This window comes from Desulfacinum hydrothermale DSM 13146 (genome assembly GCF_900176285.1).
Taxonomy (GTDB): domain Bacteria; phylum Desulfobacterota; class Syntrophobacteria; order Syntrophobacterales; family DSM-9756; genus Desulfacinum; species Desulfacinum hydrothermale.
Window position 1 is genome coordinate 63,684 of the sequence record NZ_FWXF01000001.1, and the last position, 19,306, is coordinate 82,989.

Genomic DNA, 19,306 nt, shown 5'->3' on the forward strand with positions numbered 1-19,306 from the left:
GATCTGCTCAGGCCAAGGCAGGCCTTTTTCGTGTGCCGATTGTGGCTTTCTCAAAATTGTGGGACACCTGGAGAATCGTGGGTTCACCGAAATGAGGTCCCAGGACCTGCAGCCCCACCGGGAGCCCATCGGACGTATAACCGCAGGGGACGGATATCCCTGGGATGCCCGCCAGGCTCGCCGGCAGCGTCAGGATGTCGCTCAGATACATCTGGAGCGGATCCTGGGCCTTTTCCCCGATCTTGAAAGCGGGCGTGGGAACGACCGGTGCGATGATGACGTCACAATGATGAAAGGCCTGCATGAAGTCTTGCTTGATCAGGGTGCGCACTTGGGAGGCCTTGCGGTAGTAGGCGTCGTAGTATCCCGCCGAGAGGCTGTAGGTGCCCAGCATGATCCGACGTTTCACTTCGGAGCCGAAGCCGTGGCTTCGGGTCTCGCGGTACATGGTCAGAAGATCTCGGGCTTGTTGCTTTCGAAATCCGTATTTCACCCCATCGTAGCGGGCCAGGTTGGAACTGGCCTCGGCGGGGGCGATGATGTAGTAGGCGGCCACCCCGTAATCGGTGTGCGGCAGCGAGATATCCACCAGGCGTGCCCCCAGATCCTTGAAGACGGAGAAGGCGTCTTCCATGGCCCGGGACACCTCGGGGTCCATCCCTTCCACGAAGTATTCTTTGGGAATTCCCAGGGTCATACCCTGTATGGGCTTGTCCAGGTGTGTCAAGAGATCTCCCACCGGCTGCTCCAGGCAGGTGGAGTCCCGGGGGTCGTGGCCGGCGATCACCTGGAGCAGAAGCGCCGCATCTTTCACATCCTTGGTGATGGGCCCGATTTGGTCCAGTGACGAGGCGAAGGCCACCAGCCCGTAGCGCGACACACGCCCGTAGGTGGGCTTGAGGCCCACCACGCCGCAAAAGGACGCCGGTTGGCGGATGGATCCGCCCGTGTCGGTGCCCAGGGCTCCCGCGCACAATTCCGCGGCCACGGCGGCCGCCGAGCCGCCGCTGGATCCCCCGGGGACCCGTTGCCTGTCCCAGGGATTTCGGGTGGGCCCGAAGGCCGAATTCTCGTTGGACGATCCCATGGCGAACTCGTCCATGTTGGTCTTTCCCAGGAAGATGGCGCCGCTTTCCTTGAGCCGTTGCACCACGGTGGCGTCGTAGGGGGGGATGAAGTCTTCCAGGATGCGGGATCCGCAGGTGGTGCGAACTCCCTGGGTGCAGAGCACATCCTTCAGGGCCAAGGGGACTCCGCCCAAGGGACGATCCTGCAACGGCAAGGCGCCGGTGTCGTAGGCGCGTGCCTCTTCCAGGGCCTGGTCGGCCAAAACGATCAGGTAGCTGTTGAGGCTCGGGTCCAGCTTTTCGATGCGTTCCAGATAGGCGTTCACCACCTCTGTGACACTGGCTTCTTTGCGAAGCAGTACCTGTCTCGTCTCATGAATAGTCAGCTCGTGCAAGCCCGCCATGGATTTCCTTTCTCCTCAACCGGGCGTTTCCTCCGGCACAGCCCGAAAGCGCCCTTCTACGCCCTTCCATCGGCTTTTCGTTATTTCCGTGAAACCAGGGCTCCGCCCTGTGCGGTCGGTGATGGACTTGTGCTCTTTGCAAAGAAAGGGTTCATCGAAGATTTGCGTTCCCACCCGCTTGTCCCAGAACGGCCTCTCTGACCAATGCAATTCCACTGTAGCATGTGATGTTTTTGAGCCTCGGTGGGGCGGGTTCGGAACCCGCCCCACCAAGGCTGCCTGGGAATTCAAAAAGCACCACGGGGCCGGTGGGATTTCAACGGGTCAGAAAGGCCGAGAGGCCATTGTTCGACCGCCTCCTAGATGACCTTGGGCACCACGAAGTGAGCCCCGTCCGTCTCCGGCGCGTTGGCCAGAGCCCGATCCCGCTCCAAAGACGGGCCCACCACATCCTCGCGAAAGACGTTGGCCCTTTCCAAGGCATGGGTGGTGGGTTCCACCTGGGTGGTGTCCACCTGGTTGAGCCTTTCCATGTAGCCCAGGATGGCATTCAGTTGCCGGGTCATTTGGAGCTCTTCATCGGGGCTCAGGTCCAGGCGTGCCAGATCCGCCACGTGGCGCACCTCTTCGGGGGTGATCTTTTCGCTCATGGGTCTATCCTCTTTAGCGTGTGGTGTCGCGGTTCTGTGAGAGGCCCGTCCGGTCCTTGCGGGAACGAACCCCGGAAGGACACTAGCACAGAGCCGCGGGAGCGCTCAAGAGCGGCTTGTCTTGAAAACAGGAGGGGAAATGGGCCGGCGCCCATTCCCCCTCCTGCCCCCCTTCATGAGGTAACGGCCAGGGGTGTGGGAAGGTGTTTTGTCAGGACAACTATAACCCATTCGGCACAAAGGGCAAGGCATGAATGTGCATCCCGGGCCCTTGACGGGTGGGCCCGCACCTGCCATAAAGGGCGCCTTTGCGAAACGAAAAGGAACAAAGGGGAGCGCCTGTGCAAGTCTCATTGTCTCCAGCCCAGCGGGAAGCGGTGGAAAGCCTGGGGCGACCGGTGCTGGTGTCGGCCGGGGCCGGCAGCGGCAAGACCCGCACCCTCACCGCCAAGATCGCCTACCTGGTGAACCACCTGGGGTTCGATCCGCAGCGGATTCTGGCCATCACCTTTACCAACAAGGCGGCCGAGGAGATGAAGTCGCGGCTGCGGCAGATCACGGGCCGTTCCCCCCAGGATTTTCCCTGGGTGCGCACCTTCCACAGCGCCTGCTTCCAGATTCTCAAGGAACATTGTGAGGAGTTGGGATACCGAAGGCCGCTGACGATCCATTCGGAATACCAACAGAAGGTGACCTTGAAAAAGGTTCTGGCCCAGCTGGATCTGGACGCCAAGTATCTGGGACCGCTTCGAAGCGCCATCTCCCGGGCCAAGAATTTGGAAGACCCCCGAGGCTATCTGAAGCACGCCACCCAGATTCCCAGACGCCTGGAGGCTCTGGAGCTTTACAACGAAATCCTCGCCCAGCACAACGCCGTGGACTTCGACGACATCCTGGCTCTCACCCGGGATCTGCTGATGCGCAACCCAACCGTTCGGGAGACGTGCCGCGACCTTTTCGATTACGTTTTGGTGGACGAGTTCCAGGATTCCAACGCCGTCCAATGCCGGATCATGGACCTGCTGGTCCGCAACGGAAATCTCACCGTGGTGGGCGATGATTACCAGAGCATCTACCAGTTCCGCGGGGCCGACCCGTCCCACTTCATCCATTTTCCCAAGACCTATCCCAACGCCCACGTGGTGCGGTTGGAAGAAAACTACCGGTCCACCCGGCCCATCGTGGCGGCGGCCGAGGCCCTCATCTCCCACAACGCCCATCGCTTGGAAAAGAAGTGCTTCAGTCGTCGGGATGGGGATCCGGTGGAGGTTCGCGAATTCTTGAGCGATGATCAGGAGGCGCTCTGGGTGGCGGATACCTGCCGGAACCTCCAGGAGGCCCGGGGGATTCCCCTGGATCGCATGGCGGTCCTTTACCGCACCAAATTCTGTTCCATGGCGCTGGAACAGGCCATGCGTCGCCGGGGCGTCCCCTACAAGATGATGGGTGGCCGCGGCTTTTTCGAACGCCGCGAGGTCCAGGACCTGAACGCGTACCTCGTTTGCGCCGTCAACCCTCTGGACGATGTGTCGTTGGAACGGATCCTCAATGTGCCCAAGCGCGGCCTGGGGGCGGGCACGTTGAAAAAGATCTTCGCCATCGGTGGATCGGGCACCCCTTTACAAGAAAAGTGCCATCGGGCACTGGACCGCGGCCTCCTTTCCAAGAAGGCCGCCCAGTCCCTTCGTGGCCTGCTGGACCTGCTGGACGAGGTGCGGCAGATGCCTCCGGCCCACGCCCTGCGGCGGGTCGTGGATGCGTGCAATTACGAAGCCTACCTTCGGCAAGTGAGCACCGATGAGAACGACTTCGTGGCCCGCATGGAAAACATCCAACAGATGCTCCATGCCGCCAACCAGGCCCCGGACCTGCCAACCTACCTGGAAGAGTGCGCTCTGGTGACCGAAGAACAGGATAATGAAGACGACGGCTACGGCGTTCGCCTGTCCACATTCCACGGAGCCAAGGGGTTGGAGTTTGAAGCGGTGTTCGTCATCGGTGTGGAAGAGGGGCTTTTGCCTCACTGGCGGTCCGTGGGGTCTTCTTCTCCGGGGGATCGGCCAGAGCAAGAAGACCTGGCGGGATTGGAAGAAGAGCGACGGCTGCTCTACGTGGCCATGACCCGGGCGGAAAAGCACATCTTCCTGTCCCACGCCAAGGCCCGCAAGGGCGATCTGGTCCGGCCCAGCCGGTTCCTGGCCGAGCTCCCCGAAGAGCACATCAAGCGCCACCGTTCCTGGTAGTCCAAAAAGACTTTCCGGTATCCGGAATCCGCGATCCGCCGTCCGGAAAGTCCCAAAGCGGCCGAGTCCTCCTGGAATGCTTCGCGGCTTACGGCCGTCGACGCCAAAAGATCGTTGGCGTCGCTTGGCGTCCATTCGCGCTCCTTTCCCGTTGCTCGGCCGCCGCGCACTCGACCGCCCCATCTTGACCCCGGTAGCTTGTCCCAGAAGGCCCAGGTTGTCCCCTTCTTGTGCGGACGGGGGCTACCAGGCGGGTCCGTGCGGCCGGTCTGCTCTTGCGGGACCAGGAGGCTGTCTGGCAGTGGCCTCTTGGCCTTTGGGCCAAATGCAATGCAACTGTGCCATGTGATGCTTCTTGATCTTTGCAGGGGCGGCCTCGGAACTTCCAAAGAGTTTCATAGCACCGTGGATTCAAATCGTTAGAGATCCCCAAGAAAGGCCATTGTGCGACAGGTTCCTCGGCAGGCCTTGAGGCCAAGGCGTTTTCCCGGTTCCGAAAATGTGCTAGGCAGAAACCGTGCAAAGAACGTGACCGAGGAAACGCCTTGAGACGCGATCCGGTGCCCTTGTCTTCTCGTGGGTTTGGGAGGCTGCATTTTTCATGATCTGTCCCTTCTGCGGACTGCAAACGGAGGATGACGGTCCGCACGCCACCCAGAAGGCGTGCCGGGAAGCCCTGTGCCGCCGCCTGGAGGAGCTCCGCCGGGCCTTGGAGGGATCCCATGAAGTGAAGCTGAGCGGTGCGCAGGGGGCGCCGGACCCCTTGGACCTGCTCTGGGAAGAGCTGGAGTCCGTGAGCCGCCGCCTCAACGAACTGCACAAGATCGATGGGGCCCTTCGGAGGGCCCGCCTGCTGGGGACCCGTTCGGCGTGGGAGTATCTCATGGAAACCCTGGAAGCATGGAGGAATGGAACATGAGGCCAAGCATCTTCCAAATCCTGGTGGCGGCTTTCCTGGGCCTTTGGATGGGAATGCCCCAGACGGCCGTTGCCCTGGAACGGGTGCTCACCATCACCTCGTCTGACGGGGCCTGGGTGCGGGAACGGGATTCCGTCACCCTCAAGCCGGGAAGGCAGACTCTGGTGCTGGAAGGGTTCCCCGCCACCGTTTACCCGGAAACAATCCAAATCCGCCCCCTTTCCCCCAAGACAGGGATCCGGGAACACGGCCTTCGATTCCGGTACCGACCGGTCACCCGGGCCTCCCTGCTCCGTGCTTACGAGGGCAAGGACGTCCAGGTGGTACTCTACGATCCCCGGGGAACGCAGAACGCGCGGCTGCTCCAGCGTGCTCGGGTGCTAAACGCCGGCGACGGGACGCCACTCTTGCAGCTGGAAGAAGGGGTGTGGGCGGGCCCCGTGGAAGGCATTCTCTTCCCGCAGGTTCCCAAGACGCTGGACAGACACCCCCTGGTGTTCTGGGACGTGGAAGCGCCGGATTCCGCTCCTTTCTCCATGGATGTGGAACGAACCTACGAAGCGGGCGGCTTCAGCTGGAAGGCCCTGTATACGCTCACCTTCAAAGCCGGATTCGAAAGGGCGGATCTGGCCGGGGACGTGCTGGTGGAAAACAAGAGCGACCTGGACCTTTCCCAGGCCCGCGTGGTGCTGCTGGCGGGGGATTTCAACCGAGTCAGGAGCCACCGAAGGACCCGGTTCCTGGAGAAGGCGGCGGCTCCCATGCGGATGGAGGCCCCGGCGGCGCCCGTGGAGGAATCTCCCGCCTTTGAATACCATCTCTACCGCCTGGACGGTCCGGTTCGATTGGGCCGCGGGGAGCAGCTGCGCCTGCCCCTGGTGCGGGCTGCGGCCGTTCCGGTAAAAAAGCGCCTGGTCAGTTCGGGAAGTGCGGCATCTTACGGGTCATGGCGGGAGAGCGAGGGAAGCACGCCCCAGGCGGTGGACATCTTTCTGGAAATCTCCAACGACGCCTCCTCCGGCCTGGGGAAAGCCCTTCCCGCTGGACCGGTCCTCGGGGCCATGATCACCGAAGGGGGAGCCCCGGTGCCTTTGGGAGAAGACCGCATAGGACACACGCCCGAAGGGGCCACGTTGAAGCTTCATTTCGGCCGCTCTTTCGATGTGCAGGTGCGCCGGAGGCTGACGAGCTTTCAAAAGATCTCGCGGTACGTGATCCGCTGCGCCTGGGAGCTTGAGATCCGAAACGCCAAGGGAGGGCCGGAAACGGTGGAATTGGAAGAGCGGGTGCCGGGCCAGTGGAAGGTGATTGGATCCAGTCACCCGTGGGAGAAGGTGAGCGCGGGGCGGTTGCGGATCCCCGTGGAGGTTCCGGCCAAAGGGAAGGTGCAGGTCCGCTACGAAATCGAGATGGATACCCGCTAGTTCCCGCCGGGGCGGGTTCAAAACCCGCCCCGAGGGATCAATCACCGGACTGCGATGCCGGATTAGAATAGCCAGGTGAAGCCGAAGTCGATGCTGTTTTCGCTCAGAGAGGATTCCAGCTCGACCGGCTGTCCCGTGATATCGGTTCCCGATTCCTTGATGGTCTTTTCAAAGGCGTGGACGAATCCCGCATTGACCGAAAAGCGCGGTGTGATGTCGTAGGTCAGACCAAAGGTCACGTGATGTTCCACCACGGCCGGAAAGCCCACGATCCGAAATGTTTCATTATTAAGTGGGAGGCGCCTTGCCCTGGACCGGGGTCGGTGTCTGGCCGTTGAAGCCCTTGTGTTCCTCCACGGAGTTTTGCGCCTCATTGTATCCCGCCCGAAGGGTCAGTTTGCGATGCACCTTGTACTGGGCACCCACGGCGAAGACCCACGGGTCGTTCCAGTCGAAGTCTTCGTAACCGTTGGCGCTGGACCAGTTGAGCCACTTCACGTCCGCTTCCACGAGAAACTTGTTGGTGGGCTGATAGGCCACGCCGAAGGCCACCTGATGCGGGGATTCCAGCTTCAGGCGATCGAGTGTGCCGTCCCGGGTCAAGAAAAAAAGAATATCCTCGCAAGGGACACAACAAGTTGTAAAGACATAAATAAAACGTTTGGTTGGGATGAGATGCGTCAAAAAATTTGGAAAATGATCCGGTGATCACAGTGAACGATGGGCTCTGTTCCAGAGGTCGTCCTGCGAAGAATCAGCCGGGAAAGAAGAGGTAGAACAAGACGGCGAAGAGCGCCACGCTGGCGACTCGAACCGCCTGGCCCAGGCAAAGCAGCACCAGGCCCAGGCGGGGAGTGTAGATGCCCATGTAGTAGGGCAGTTGATGGCGCAAGGCGCGAATGGGGGTGGAGATGATGTTCCCGACCAGTAGGGTGAGCACGGTCGCTTTGACCGAGAGGGTGCCGGCGTCCAAAAGGGCCCCGGCGGCGGCTGCGCCCGCCGTGAATTCGGCCATGACCTGGAAGGCCACCACGGTCACCGCCTGTACGGGAAGGAAATGGGTGGGAACCCAGCGGGCCAGGTGCGTTTCCAGCCATTGGAAAAGACCGATCTGGTTCAGCAGAAAAAAGAGGGTGTAGATGGGCAGGGTCCACCGAAGCACCCTCAGGAGCCGTCGTCGAAACTTCCGGCCGGTCTTTTGAAGCGCTTCGGCAAGCGATACGCCGGATTGGACCAGCCCCTCGGGCACCTCCTTGTCCCCGGTCGGCGCTGCGGGCAGCAGGCGGCGCCCCACGGCCAAGGTGACGGCGGTGCGCCCGAGGGCGGCGCTCAGGGTGACGGCCAGGTACAGGATTCCCGCTTCCCGGACCAGCGGGAGCAGGATGAAAAAGGTGGTGGGAAGGTGCAGGAAGTAGGAGGGCAAGGTGTTGACCAGGCACGACAGAGCCAGTTCCCGGGTGGTGAGGGTACCGTCCTTGTGGGCGTTCATGAGCAGGGTGTTGGCCGTGACGCCCGAAAAGAAGGCCGCCATGAACGCCACGGCGCTTTGGTTTCCCAACCGGCCCCAGCGAAGAACCGGGCCGGTGAGGCGCCCCAGGGCCCGGGTCCATCCCAGGACTTCGATGATGTTTCCCACAAAGAGGCCGATGGCGATGAAGAGGGTCAGCCGCACCAGGGGCTTGATAAGCTTCTTTTGGATGGTGGTCCACTGAAGCCAGGGGGGCCGGCCGGCGGTGGGTTCCTTCTTGGCACCGGTCTGATTTCCCACGCCCCCGGGGTGTTGAAAGAAATCGGTCCCTTGCGCCGTGAGAGGAGACGACGGCCGGGCCCGGTCCGGATGGAGCCAGCGAGCCAGGATTTCCGCCGCCTCCACGCACCGGGGACCCGGCCGGGAAAAGAGGTGCTCGTCCACCACCAACACCCGCCCCGTCTGCACGGCCCGCAGTCTTTGGAAAAGGGGCCTTTGGGAAGGGGGCACGGGGTTTCGGTTCATGGGCCCTTCCTGGACGATGTATACGTCCGGATTCAGGGCCAGCAAGGCCTCCTGGCTGAAGGGGACCACGGCCGCGGGGCGGGTCACGGCGTTCCGGGCCCCCGCGGCCTCCAGGATCTGGTGGGCCATGGACCCCGTGCCCGCTACCGTAAGCGGATGGCTCCGGATTTCAAACACCGCGCTCGGGCGATGATCCGCCGGGGCGGTGAGGCGCCGCACGGCTTGCAGCCTGAGCTCGAGCTGCCGGACGACCGCCTTCGCTTCTTCCGCGCGGCCGGTCAGAATCCCCAGCCGCTCCATGGTGTGAAAGACGCTGCGGAAGTCGCGGGGGGCGAAGACGGCCACGGGGATGCCCACCTCCCGGAGCCGGTCCATTTCGGGGGTGGCGGCGCGGCGGCTGGCGCTCTGGATCACCAGATCCGGCCGAAGTCCCAGGATCATTTCCACGTTGGGCCGCATGTGGGTGCCCACGGCGGGAAGTTGTTGAACGGCGGCAGGATAGGCATCGGCTCGGGTGCGTGCGATCACTCGATCGCCGGCGCCGATGGCGTAGAGCATTTCGGTGAAAGCGCCGTACAGGGGGATGACGCGCCGGGCGGGTTGTTCCAGGTGGACCGTGTGGCCCCAGTCGTCCGTGATGGAGACGGCACCCGCAGCCGCCAAACAGGGAGCCCATAGGGCGAGGGTGAGCATGAGGAGGGCGGCGGCAAGGCGTCTTTGCGGTACTCTCATGAGGGGGTTCCTTGCTCTTCGGGGACAAAGAAGACCTGGCGGGTGCCGTTTTCCGGAACGTCGTAGACCAGGGCTGGGCTGTGGTAGACCCGTTCCAGGGTGGCGGGGGTGAGCACGTCCCGGGTGGGGCCGTCGGCCGCCACGATGCCGTCTTTCAAAAAGACCAGTCGCGGGCAGAAGACGGCGGCCAGGTTCACGTCGTGGAGGATGGCCAAGATGGTCTTTCGTTGGTGGCGCTGCAGTTGCTGGAACAGTTCAAACGCCTTGAGCCTCCAGTGAACGTCCATGGCGGAAGTTGCCTCGTCCAGCAGCAGGATGGGCGTTTCTTGGGCCAGGGCCTTGGCCATCATCACCCTCTGGCGTTCCCCGCCGCTGGTGGCCGAGATGGGCCGGTCGGCCAGTTCCAGGGTGTGGGTGCATTCCATGGCCCATTGGACCACCTCGGCGTCCCGGGGCGTGGGGCCGCGCCAACGATCCTGATGGGGGTAGCGGCCCATGGCCACCACCTCGGCGCAGGAATAGGGAAAACGCACCTGGGAGTCCTGGAGAACCACGGCCGTCTTTTGGGCGCGTTGCCGGGAGGAAAGTTCCTCCAGCGGACGGCCGTCGATGGTGATGGTCCCGCTGTCGGGCCGAAGGTATCCGGTGAGGGCCAACAGCAGGGTGGTCTTGCCCGATCCGTTGGGCCCCAGGATGCCCACGAACTCTCCCCTTTCCACGTGCAGGTTCACATCCCGCAGGACGGGCCGCCCGGGATAGCCGCAATGCAAATGGGACACGCGAATCACGCCAGAACCGCTTTCCTTTTGCTCAAAAGTAGATAACAGAAAAAGGGTGCCCCCAGGATGGCGGTCACCACGCCCAAGGGGATTTCCTGGCCGCCGGGCAGGATGGACCGGGCCAGGGTGTCCGAAAGCAGAGTGAGAAGGGCCCCCGTTGCCAGGACGGCGGGCAAGAGCCGCCCGTGTCGGGGCCCAAGCAGGAGCCGGACCAGGTGGGGGACCACCAGGCCCACGAATCCGATGACGCCGCTCACCGCCACGGCGGCGGCGGTGATCAAAGAGGCGGCCGCCAGGAGGCGCAGCCGCACCTGCGATACGTCCACACCCATCTGATGGGCGGAAACGTCCCCCAGGGCCAGGAGATCCAGTTCCCTGACATAAAAGAAGATGACACAAACACCTCCCACGAGATACGGCAGGATGATGAGCACGTGCTGCCAGCTTCTACCCGACAGGCTGCCCATGATCCAAAAGACGATGGTGGAAAGGGAGTCTTCGTTGAGGCTCTTGAGAAGGCTGATCCAGGCGGAAAGGAAGGTGGAGACGATGATTCCCGCCAGCACCAGGGTGGCGGTTTGAACGCGGCCGTCCATGCGCCCCAACAGCAGCACGAGTAGGAGGGCGCCCGCCGCTCCGGCGAAGGCCGCCACCGGAAGGGTTCCCAGGCCCGCCAGGTTCCAGGCCCCCCATCCACCCAGGATGGCCAAAGAGGCCCCAAAGGCCGCTCCCGAGGACACCCCGAGTGTGAAGGGATCGGCCAGCGGGTTGAGGAGCACCCCTTGGTAGACGGCGCCCGCCAGGGCCAAGGCCGCTCCCACCAGCAGGGCCAGGACGGCGCGGGCCAGGCGCACGTTCAAAACGATGTAACGGGCCGTTTGTTCGGCCTCCGTTGTGGGCCCGGAATGATAGGGATGGGAAAGAATCCTCAAGACCTGGGAGGCTTCCAGGTGGAAGGGGCCCACCGCGGTGCACAGGAGGGCGCAGGCGGGCACCAGGAGTCCCACCACAGTCCAGAAAAGGAAGAGCCGGTGTGGGACGGGACGCCGTGGGCGGCTCATGTGTCCAGGCCCTGCCTTTTGAGGATTAAGAGGGATAGGTAATGGGGGTTGAGTTCTGAGAGCTTCTCAAAATCCTTTTCCACCGTCTGCCCTTCCAGACCGCATCGGCTCACGAAGCAGCAGCGGTCCTCCAGGCCCATGGCCCGGATCTGCTCCAGGATCTGGGGAAATTTCTTGTAGGTCTTCATGAGCACCACATTGTCGGAAAAGGGGAGGACGTGACCCAGGGCCTCACCGCCCTTGGCTCCGGAAATGACCGTGAAGGTCTCTTCTGCTTCCGCCAGAGGGACTTGCGCGCAGGCCGCGGCTGCCTGATAGGCCGTGATGCCGGGGATGGTGACCACGGGCACCTGGGGCAGGCGGCTGCGGACCTTGCGGAGCAGGTAGATGAAGGTGCTGAAGGTCATGGGATCCCCCAAGGTCACGAAAGCCACGTCATGGCCGGCTTCCAGCTTTTCCACCACGGTGAGGCAGTTGGCGTGCCAGGCCCGTTCCAGGTGGGTCTTGTCGAAGGTCATGGGGAAGTCCAGCAGATGGATGGAAGTGTCCGGGGGCACGTGCTCCCGGACGATCTCCAGGGCCAGGCTGTAGTCGTTCTTACTGGAAGACGCAGCGAAGAGATGGTGCACCTTCTGGAGGGCCTTGACGGCCTTGATGGTCAGAAGATCCGGGTCTCCGGGACCCACTCCGATGCCGTAAAGAGTTCCCAGCATGTCCTTTTCCTTTCACCCATGGCGCCTTTGTCCCTTTCTGGGATCGCGCCTCCCCTGCTCGTGTCGGCCGGTCCGTGAACCGATGGTTGCGCGGGGTTTGGGCCCCGCAGCTGCCAATGAAGGGACAATCTATTGCCGTTTGCCGGCTCCGAGCTTTCTTGAAACGTCTTCCTAAAAAGCCGTCCGGAAATGCCCTACCGGCTTTTTTGTGGGTTCCTGACCGGTTGAAATGGCGCCGGCCCCGTGGTGCTTTTTGAATTCTCGGACCGCCTTGTAGGCGCCTATCACTTCCCCACGAAGGACGGGGAACTTTTAGGCCCCCATCATGCCCCTAAGAGCCCGTCCGGGACGCCCCGATGGCTCCCTTCTTGTGCGGACGGAAGGTTGGGGTAGCAACCGGGCCCGTGCTGCCGGCCTGCCCTTCGCCGGTAGGGGGCGAACCCAGCCCTGGAAGGCTCCCAAAGAGCCACAGGCACAGTGGGATTTCAACTAGTTAGAAACCTCCCGAAAGGCTGAAAGGCCATTGTCACACAGCCTCCTAGCTCGGTTCCTTCTGGGCCAACTCCAGGAGAGCATGCAGGATGGCCACGGCCACGGTGCTGCCTCCCTTTCTTCCCCGAACGGAGATGGAAGGGATCTGTTCCGCCTCCCACAGGGCGTCCTTGGCCGTGGCGGCCTGGACAAAACCCACGGGAACCCCGATCACCACGGCGGGCCGCACGTTTTCTTCCCGCCACAGCCGCAGGACCTCTTGAAGCGCCGTCGGGGCGTTGCCCACCGCCACGATGTTTCCCTGCAGCCGCTCCCCCATCTTGCGAAAGGCGGTCACGGAACGGGTCAGGCCCAGTTTTTCCGCCAAGAGGTGGGTTTCGGGGTCCGCGGCCGGAGTGAAGACCGAGTTGCCGAACCATTGGAGCCGCCAGGGGGAAAGACCCACCTGGATCATCCGCGTATCGGTGTAGATGGTGGCCCCGTTTCGCAAGGCCCGGGTGGCGGCGGAAACGGCTTCCGGATGGATCCGGATGAGTTGGGCGTATTCGAAGTCGGCGGTGGTGTGGATCACTCTACGGATGATGGTCCAGACCTTGGGCTCGAAGGAGTGGGGGCCCATCTCCGCCTCGATGATGCGAAAGCTCTCTTCCTCGATGTTCCGGCCGGCCTCCACCAGGCCCGGTCGAAACCCCGTTCCGTTGCTTTCCGTATCCATGTGCTTCCCCACTTTCAAAAAAAAAATCCTTGAAGCCTTGCGGCTCCAAGGATTGCACCCGTTTCTCTTCATCCCTTGCCGGCAGAGGGTCTGCGCATCGGCCGAACCCTTCGCCGAAAAGGCACCGTTTCCCATCCGGTGTCCTTTTCCTCGGGCCTCAGGCAGGTCTTCTGGCTCACGGATCACTCTACTTGCCGCCCTTCCCATCGCTCAAGTGTTGCGACAGTGGCTTTGCGGCGTTCGTCCCCGTTTACAGCGGCGGGACCGCGACGGATTCGCACCGTCTTCCCTTTTAAGCCCTTGCAGCGGGCACCTGATCCCGGCTCCTTGTCAAGGAACCACTCGCAGCTACTCTAGCCGATCCTGTTCTTTCGGTCAATGAAGGATCTCGGGGCGTGTGACGCGCCATGGACGGTCCAGCGACGGAAGCGCCGGGGTGGACAGGCGGAAGGCTTGGTGTCAGAATGCCTTTTCTTGGAAATCGATGGGCCGGGCCGTGGAATCGGGCGCCAAAGAGGGACATGGTGGGAAAATGAGCGGTACGAGTGGGCAAAAGTCGAAGGGGCGTCGCCGACTTCGAATGGGTTTCAGTACCGGAACGGCCATGACGGCGGCGGCAAAGGCCGCCACCCGCTGTCTCCTTTCCGGGGTGTCCCCCCGGTCCGTGGCGGTGCGCCTGCCGGTGGGCTACTACCTCCCCGTGGATGTGGCCTGTTGTGCCGGACATGGCGACTGGGCGGAGGCGGTCGTCATCAAGGACGGCGGGGACGACCCCGACGTGACCCACAAGGCCCGTGTGTGCGTGCGCCTGTGGCTGGCACCCCCGCCCACCGGTCGTGGGACCGATCCAGCGGCTGTCGGATCGGACTGGATTCGCCTGACGGCGGGAGTGGGGGTGGGGCGGGTCACCAAGTCCGGGCTCCCCGTGGCCGCGGGCGAACCGGCCGTGAACCCGGTGCCGCGCCGGATGCTGGCCGAAAACTTGTTCGAGGAGTTGGAACGTGTGCCGGACCTGGCCGTGGAGCGGACCGTGGCGGGCGGCCCGGGGGAAGGACGGCCCGGGAAGGCGGCCGTCTGGTTGCCGGTCCCTGAGTCGGCTGTAAAGAATCCTGTGGCTTCCATCCATGTGGAGGTTTCCGTGCCGCGGGGAGAAGAACTGGCTCGCCACACGCTCAACCCACGGTTGGGCGTCGTGGGCGGGATATCCATCCTGGGCACCACGGGCCTTGTCAAACCCTTCTCCCATCAGGCATACGAAGAGACGATCCAGGTGGCCCTGGACGTGGCCCGTGCCAACGGATGTGCCCAGGTGGTGTTCAGCACCGGCGGAAAGAGCGAGAAGCTGGCCCGTGCCCTCCTGAACGGACTTCCGGCGGAATCTTTCGTGCAGATTGCGGATTTCTTTTCTTTTGCCGTGAAAAGGGCCGTGGGGGCGGGATTTCGCTCCATCGTCCACAGTGTCTTTTTCGGCAAGGCGGTCAAGATGGCCCAGGGAAACCCCTACACCCATGCCCACAAGGTGGCCTTGGATCTGAACACCGTGGCCCGGTGGGCGGCGGGCGAAGGGGTGCCCCATGAAGCCCTGGAGCGGATCCGCGGGGCCAACACGGCCCGTCATGCCCTGGAGATTCTGAAAGGGTTCTCCGGCCTGGAAGGGGCCCCGTTCCAGGACGCGTGCCAGCGGAACGTTTCCCCGGCTTACCGGGTGGTGCGCCGGATCGCCCAGGAGGCGGTTCGGCAGTCCAAGGCGATGGCCGGGCCGGAAGTGGCCGTTCGACTCCTTCTCTTTGACTTCGATGGAACGCTCCTAGCCGATGTGACGGCTTAGGGCTTGGTTGAAAACGCCCGGTTGGCTTCCTTCTTCTGCTGAGGGAAGGTGGGGGCACCAGGCGGGCCTGGGCCGCCGGTCCGGCCTTGGGGCAGTGGGGCCCGTTCCGAACCCGCCCCCATGAGCCTGTCTGAGAGCGCAAAAAGAGCCACAGAGCACAGTGGGATTTCAACGGGGCAAAAATTCCAAAAGGCCCAAAGGCCATTGTGGAACAGCGTCCTGGTTGAGTGGAGGAACGGGTGGAGGAAAGCTGGAAGGACCGGGAGATCATGGCGCGGGGGGGGTGGGAGCCACCCACCGTCGCCGTGATCGGCGTGGGCGCTCGGGCGGAGGAGTGCTCTCCGCAGGCCAGGGCCTTGATTGACCGGGCCCAGGTTCTGGTGGGGGGGACCCGGCTGCTGGAGCTCTTTGAAGAACACCCGGGTCGGAAAATCCCGATCCGGTCGCCTCTGGATGCGGTTTTGCAGCGGATCCAGGAGCTGAGCGAGACGCGACGCGTGGTCGTGCTGGCTTCGGGAGATCCCCTCTTTTTCGGGATCGGGCGCCGTCTGCTGGAACGTTTCGGACGAGACCGACTGTTCTTTGTTCCCGCCCCCACAGCGGTTCAGGCCCTGTGCGCCCGGCTGGGAACGCCCTGGGACGATGTGCGGGTGGTGAGCCTTCACGGCCGTGAGCCCACCCGGGAATGGATGTGGCACCTTCGCATGGGCACACCGGTGGCCCTGCTCACAGACGCACGAAACACGCCGGCCTGGGCGGCGGAGCAATTGTGGGCCTCCGGCCTGGACGCGGCGCTGCTGTGGGTGGGAGAAGACTTGGGGCTGCCTTCGGAACGCATCGGCCGATTCACGGCCGCCGAGGCGGCCCGGCGCTCCTTTTCTCCCCTCAACGTGGTGTTGGTGCAACCCCAGGAGGTGGGATCCGCCGCCGGGGATGCCCCCCTCTTCGGCATTGCCGATGATGCCTTTTCCCACCAACGGGGGCTCATCACCAAGCGGGAGGTGCGAGCCGTGGTCCTGGCCCTGTTGCAGCTCCGGCCGGGGCAGGTGCTCTGGGACCTGGGGGCCGGCAGCGGAGCCGTGTCCGTGGAAGCGGCCCGCCTGACGCCCCTCCGGTCCGTGTGGGCCGTGGAAAAGGTGCCGGAAAGGGCCGCCGTGATCCGGGAGAACGTGCGCCGTTTTCACTGCGGGGAGATCCAGGTGGTGGAAGGGGATGCCCTGGAACAGGTGGACCGGCTCCCCGATCCGGATCGGGTTTTTGTGGGTGGCGGCGGAGCCCATTTGCCCGCCTTGTTGGAGAAGGTGCGGACCCAGGTGCGTCCCGGGGGAAGAATGGTGCTCACTTCGGTCACCTTCCAAAGCTTCGCCCGGGTGCAGGATTTTTCCCGAGCCCATGGACTTTCCCTGGAAGCGGTTCAGATCCAGGTGAGCCGCGCCGTGCCCATCGGAGACACTTCCCGTTGGGAGGCGCTCAACCCGGTGACGGTATGCGCCATGGACTGTCCCGTGGCACCGTGACCCTGAAAAGAGATGGAGTGGCAAAGATGGCCGACGACCCAAAAAGGCAAGACCCGCGGGTCTTCTTCGTGGGGGCGGGGCCCGGTGATCCGGAGCTCATCACCGTCAAAGGGCGGCGTCTTCTTCGGCGGGCGGATCGTGTGGTCTATGCGGGATCTCTCGTTCCCCGAGCCCTTTTGGATGAATGCAAGCCGGGAGCGGAGCTCTTCGACAGTGCCCCGCTGACCCTGGAGCGGACCCACGCCTTGCTCGTGGAGGCGGTGCGAGAGAACCGGATCGTGGTGCGCCTCCACACGGGGGATCCCGCCCTGTACGGGGCCATCCAGGAACAGATGAACCTGCTGGATCGGGAGGGGATCGCCTATGAGGTGGTTCCTGGGGTGTCCGCCGCCTTCGCCGCCGCGGCCCGCATCGGATGTCAGCTCACGTTGCCGGAAGTGTCCCAGACGGTGATCTTCACCCGGACCGCCGGGCGAACGCCCGTACCCGATCGGGAATCGCTCTCAAGTCTGGCGGCCCACGGCTCCACTATGGCCATCTACCTGAGTGTTTCCCAAATGGAAGCCGTGGTGGAGGCGTTGCGCGGAGCCTATCCGGAGGAGACGCCCGTGGTGGTGGTCTATCGGGTGGGCTGGCCCGATGAACGCATCCTTCAAGGAACCCTGGCCCACATCGCCGCCAAGGTGCGCGAGGCGGGTATGGACCGGCAGGCGGTGATCCTGGTGGGGGAAGCGCTGAATCCCAAACGGTACGGGACCCGGTCCCGTCTCTACGACCAGTCGTTCAGCCATGGATTTCGATCCTCTCGCCCCTGATCTTCCCCGCCCGGTGGCGGTGCTGGCGCTCACGGCCAACGGCACCTCGGTGGCCTTGCGCCTTGGCCGTGAGCTGGACGCCTGCACCGTCCACGTGCCTCGACGCCATGGCTTCGCCTTGGCCATGGGGGCTGAGCCTTTCGATCGGCTGCGGGAGCGGGTCGGCGTGCTCTGGAAAGGGCATGGCGCCCTGGTTTTCGTCATGGCCACGGGCATTGTGGTGCGTTGCATCGCCCCGCTTCTCCGCCACAAGAGCTGCGATCCGGCGGTGGTGGTGGTGGACGAGAAGGGCCGGTTCGTCATCAGTTTGCTTTCAGGGCATTTGGGCGGCGCCAACCGGCTGGCGTGCCGTATCGCCCAGGTCCTGGGGGGACAGGCCGTCATCACCACGGCCACGGACGTGGAAGGAAAGACGGCCGTGGATCTCATGGCCCGGGAAGCGGGCCTGGAAATCGAGGCGCTGGAGCACCTACCGCGGGTGACCCGGGCGGTCCTGGAAGACGAGCCCTTCTGGATCCTGGATCCGGACGGATGGCTCAACCGCTATCGGGACCGATTCCCTCGGGCGGTGTGGGTGTCGGTGTCACGGGAGATCTTCACCTCGGGGAAAGGGCCGAGACAGGTCGGTCGGATCCTTTCCGATCGGTTGTCCGCCCTGGGCATGGACCCACGAGACACGCCCGGCATCTGGGTTGGGGAATGGCTGCCTCCCAGAGGGCTGTTGGCCCTCTGTTTGCGACCCCGGGTTCTTGCGGTGGGAATCGGGTGCAACCGGGGCACTCCGGCGGAAGAAATCCTGCAACTGGTCCGGGATGTGTTCCAGCAGCACCGGCTGTCGCTTCAAGCCATTCGAACACTGGCCAGTGGGGACCTCAAGGCCCATGAGCCGGGCCTTCTGGAATCGGCACGGGTCCTGGACCGGCCCATCCAATTCGTCCAACGTGCCGAATTGCAGACGGTGGAGGTGCCCAACCCGTCGCCTGCGGTCAAGGCGCACATAGGAGTGGAAAGCGTATGCGAAGCAGCGGCTCTTCAAACGGCCCGGAACGGTCGGCTGATCGTTCCGAAGCACAAGACTCGAAACGTTACGGTGGCGGTGGCTCGGGACGCCTCACCGTGGTGAGCCTGGGGCCGGGGGATGCCCTCCACCTGACCCCTCGGGCCCGGCAGGCCTTGGAAGAGGCGGATGTGATCGTGGGCTACAAGACCTATGTGGATCTCATCCGCCCCCTTGTCCAGGGAAAGGAAGTGCGGGCTTCCGGGATGAAGCGGGAGATTGCCAGGTGCCGGGAGGCCATCGAGGCGGCGGAGGAAGGCCGGCGGGTGGCGCTGGTTTCCAGTGGCGATGCGGGAATCTACGGCATGGCCGGTCTGGTCTTCGATGTGTGTCGGGCCAAAGGCCTGCCCGTGAGGACCTGGGAGGGAGCCGAAGGGGGGAAGGCTCAGGGCCTGCGTGTGGAGGTGGTCCCGGGGGTGGCTGCCTTCAATGCGGCCGCGGCCCTGCTCGGAGCTCCGCTCATGCACGATTTCGCCGCCGTGAGCCTGAGTGACCATCTGACCCCGTGGGAACGCATCGAAAGGCGCCTGGATGCGGCGGCCGGCGCCGATTTCGTCATCGCCGTCTACAATCCACGCAGCAAAAGCCGTCCCGATCTGCTGGAAAAGGCCCGTGGGATCCTGTTGCGTCATCGGAGCGCGGAGACGCCCGTGGGTGTGGTGCGACGGGCCATGCGGGAAGGCCAGCGCTGCTGGATCACCACCTTGGGCGGGCTGGATCCGGAGGAGGTGGATATGCAGACCGTGCTGCTGGTGGGAAACAGCCGCACCTACGTGTGGGAAGGGCACCTGGTGACCCCCCGGGGCTATCTGGATAAGTACGGCGAAGAGAATCTTTGACTGGGGTTTCCGGGGTGGGTGCCCAACAATCGGGTGAACCTCGGCGCCGCGGCGGCGG

Annotated in this window: 17 protein-coding genes and 1 riboswitch; of the genes, 8 read left to right on the forward strand and 9 right to left on the reverse strand. The window is 63.7% G+C overall.

Annotated features, from left to right (window positions below):
• Positions 1–7: 7 nt before the first annotated feature.
• Positions 8–1,471 (reverse strand): Asp-tRNA(Asn)/Glu-tRNA(Gln) amidotransferase subunit GatA, encoded by a 1,464-nt coding sequence (gene gatA / locus B9A12_RS00285; RefSeq protein WP_084055551.1) that lies wholly within the window; start codon positions 1,469–1,471, stop codon positions 8–10.
• Positions 1,472–1,830: 359 nt separating this feature from the next.
• Positions 1,831–2,121 carry an Asp-tRNA(Asn)/Glu-tRNA(Gln) amidotransferase subunit GatC gene (gatC, locus tag B9A12_RS00290; RefSeq protein WP_084055552.1) on the reverse strand — a complete coding sequence of 97 codons (291 nt, stop codon included), beginning with the start codon at positions 2,119–2,121 and terminating at the stop codon, positions 1,831–1,833.
• A gap of 341 nt (positions 2,122–2,462) precedes the next feature.
• Between gatC and B9A12_RS00295 the strand changes: the two genes are divergently transcribed.
• The 3 genes from B9A12_RS00295 to B9A12_RS00310 all read left to right on the forward strand — a co-directional run bounded on the left by B9A12_RS00295 (position 2,463) and on the right by B9A12_RS00310 (position 6,707).
• The gene (locus B9A12_RS00295; RefSeq protein ID WP_139796413.1) at positions 2,463–4,364 is read left to right on the forward strand and encodes an ATP-dependent helicase; all 1,902 of its coding nucleotides are present in this window, start codon (positions 2,463–2,465) and stop codon (positions 4,362–4,364) included.
• A 601-nt stretch (positions 4,365–4,965) separates the two neighbouring features.
• Positions 4,966–5,283: a hypothetical protein gene (locus tag B9A12_RS00300; protein ID WP_084055554.1), complete on the forward strand. Its 318-nt coding sequence runs from the start codon at positions 4,966–4,968 to the stop codon at positions 5,281–5,283.
• Positions 5,280–6,707 (forward strand): DUF4139 domain-containing protein, encoded by a 1,428-nt coding sequence (locus B9A12_RS00310; protein WP_139796414.1) that lies wholly within the window; start codon positions 5,280–5,282, stop codon positions 6,705–6,707. Before B9A12_RS00300 ends, B9A12_RS00310 begins: the two co-directional genes overlap by 4 nt.
• Positions 6,708–6,769: 62 nt before the next feature.
• Here B9A12_RS00310 and B9A12_RS16825 read toward each other — a convergent pair whose 3' ends face one another.
• From B9A12_RS16825 to B9A12_RS00345, 7 genes are all read right to left on the reverse strand, one after another.
• Entirely contained in the window at positions 6,770–6,946 is a 177-nt protein-coding gene (locus B9A12_RS16825; protein ID WP_170920231.1) for a hypothetical protein, read from the reverse strand.
• Between the two features lie 49 nt (positions 6,947–6,995).
• The gene (locus tag B9A12_RS00320) at positions 6,996–7,310 is read right to left on the reverse strand and encodes an OmpP1/FadL family transporter (protein ID WP_170920232.1); all 315 of its coding nucleotides are present in this window, start codon (positions 7,308–7,310) and stop codon (positions 6,996–6,998) included.
• A gap of 151 nt (positions 7,311–7,461) precedes the next feature.
• Positions 7,462–9,432: a helical backbone metal receptor gene (locus tag B9A12_RS17185; protein WP_212636773.1), complete on the reverse strand. Its 1,971-nt coding sequence runs from the start codon at positions 9,430–9,432 to the stop codon at positions 7,462–7,464.
• The gene (locus B9A12_RS00330) at positions 9,429–10,220 is read right to left on the reverse strand and encodes an ABC transporter ATP-binding protein (RefSeq protein WP_170920233.1); all 792 of its coding nucleotides are present in this window, start codon (positions 10,218–10,220) and stop codon (positions 9,429–9,431) included. Before B9A12_RS00330 ends, B9A12_RS17185 begins: the two co-directional genes overlap by 4 nt.
• Positions 10,217–11,272, reverse strand: a complete 1,056-nt coding sequence (locus tag B9A12_RS00335) for a FecCD family ABC transporter permease (RefSeq protein WP_139796416.1) — start codon at positions 11,270–11,272, stop codon at positions 10,217–10,219. Before B9A12_RS00335 ends, B9A12_RS00330 begins: the two co-directional genes overlap by 4 nt.
• Positions 11,269–11,985: a precorrin-2 C(20)-methyltransferase gene (gene cobI, locus B9A12_RS00340; RefSeq protein WP_084055558.1), complete on the reverse strand. Its 717-nt coding sequence runs from the start codon at positions 11,983–11,985 to the stop codon at positions 11,269–11,271. The genes B9A12_RS00335 and cobI overlap by 4 nt, the downstream gene beginning before the upstream one ends.
• 538 nt (positions 11,986–12,523) lie before the next feature.
• Entirely contained in the window at positions 12,524–13,192 is a 669-nt protein-coding gene (locus B9A12_RS00345; RefSeq protein WP_084055954.1) for a precorrin-8X methylmutase, read from the reverse strand.
• Positions 13,193–13,335: 143 nt separating this feature from the next.
• Positions 13,336–13,524, reverse strand: a riboswitch (cobalamin riboswitch).
• A 200-nt stretch (positions 13,525–13,724) separates the two neighbouring features.
• Between B9A12_RS00345 and cbiD the strand changes: the two genes are divergently transcribed.
• From cbiD to cobJ, 5 genes are all read left to right on the forward strand, one after another.
• Positions 13,725–15,020, forward strand: coding sequence for a cobalt-precorrin-5B (C(1))-methyltransferase CbiD (gene cbiD, locus B9A12_RS00350; RefSeq protein ID WP_170920234.1), 1,296 nt, complete (start codon positions 13,725–13,727; stop codon positions 15,018–15,020).
• A 239-nt stretch (positions 15,021–15,259) separates the two neighbouring features.
• On the forward strand, positions 15,260–16,537 hold the full coding sequence (gene cbiE, locus B9A12_RS00355) for a precorrin-6y C5,15-methyltransferase (decarboxylating) subunit CbiE (RefSeq protein WP_139796417.1): 1,278 nt from the start codon (positions 15,260–15,262) through the stop codon (positions 16,535–16,537).
• A gap of 26 nt (positions 16,538–16,563) precedes the next feature.
• On the forward strand, positions 16,564–17,352 hold the full coding sequence (gene cobM / locus B9A12_RS00360) for a precorrin-4 C(11)-methyltransferase (RefSeq protein WP_084055561.1): 789 nt from the start codon (positions 16,564–16,566) through the stop codon (positions 17,350–17,352).
• A complete protein-coding gene (locus B9A12_RS00365; protein ID WP_084055562.1) occupies positions 17,327–18,475 on the forward strand; it encodes a cobalt-precorrin 5A hydrolase in 1,149 nt (382 codons plus the stop codon). The genes cobM and B9A12_RS00365 overlap by 26 nt, the downstream gene beginning before the upstream one ends.
• Positions 18,469–19,248, forward strand: coding sequence for a precorrin-3B C(17)-methyltransferase (cobJ, locus tag B9A12_RS00370; protein ID WP_245802308.1), 780 nt, complete (start codon positions 18,469–18,471; stop codon positions 19,246–19,248). The genes B9A12_RS00365 and cobJ overlap by 7 nt, the downstream gene beginning before the upstream one ends.
• The last annotated feature ends 58 nt before the right edge of the window (positions 19,249–19,306 follow it).

Excerpts from the sequence above, each read along its gene's own strand:
- B9A12_RS00300 (WP_084055554.1), top strand. The coding sequence starts at position 4,966 with ATGATCTGTCCCTTCTGCGGACTGCAAACGGAGGATGACGGTCCGCAC.
- gatA (WP_084055551.1), bottom strand. The coding sequence starts at position 1,471 with ATGGCGGGCTTGCACGAGCTGACTATTCATGAGACGAGACAGGTACTG.
- B9A12_RS00345 (WP_084055954.1), bottom strand. The coding sequence starts at position 13,192 with ATGGATACGGAAAGCAACGGAACGGGGTTTCGACCGGGCCTGGTGGAG.
- B9A12_RS00335 (WP_139796416.1), bottom strand. The coding sequence starts at position 11,272 with ATGAGCCGCCCACGGCGTCCCGTCCCACACCGGCTCTTCCTTTTCTGG.
- gatC (WP_084055552.1), bottom strand. The coding sequence starts at position 2,121 with ATGAGCGAAAAGATCACCCCCGAAGAGGTGCGCCACGTGGCGGATCTG.
- cobM (WP_084055561.1), top strand. The coding sequence starts at position 16,564 with ATGGCCGACGACCCAAAAAGGCAAGACCCGCGGGTCTTCTTCGTGGGG.
- B9A12_RS00365 (WP_084055562.1), top strand. The coding sequence starts at position 17,327 with ATGGATTTCGATCCTCTCGCCCCTGATCTTCCCCGCCCGGTGGCGGTG.
- cobI (WP_084055558.1), bottom strand. The coding sequence starts at position 11,985 with ATGCTGGGAACTCTTTACGGCATCGGAGTGGGTCCCGGAGACCCGGAT.
- B9A12_RS17185 (WP_212636773.1), bottom strand. The coding sequence starts at position 9,432 with ATGAGAGTACCGCAAAGACGCCTTGCCGCCGCCCTCCTCATGCTCACC.
- B9A12_RS00310 (WP_139796414.1), top strand. The coding sequence starts at position 5,280 with ATGAGGCCAAGCATCTTCCAAATCCTGGTGGCGGCTTTCCTGGGCCTT.
- cbiD (WP_170920234.1), top strand. The coding sequence starts at position 13,725 with ATGAGCGGTACGAGTGGGCAAAAGTCGAAGGGGCGTCGCCGACTTCGA.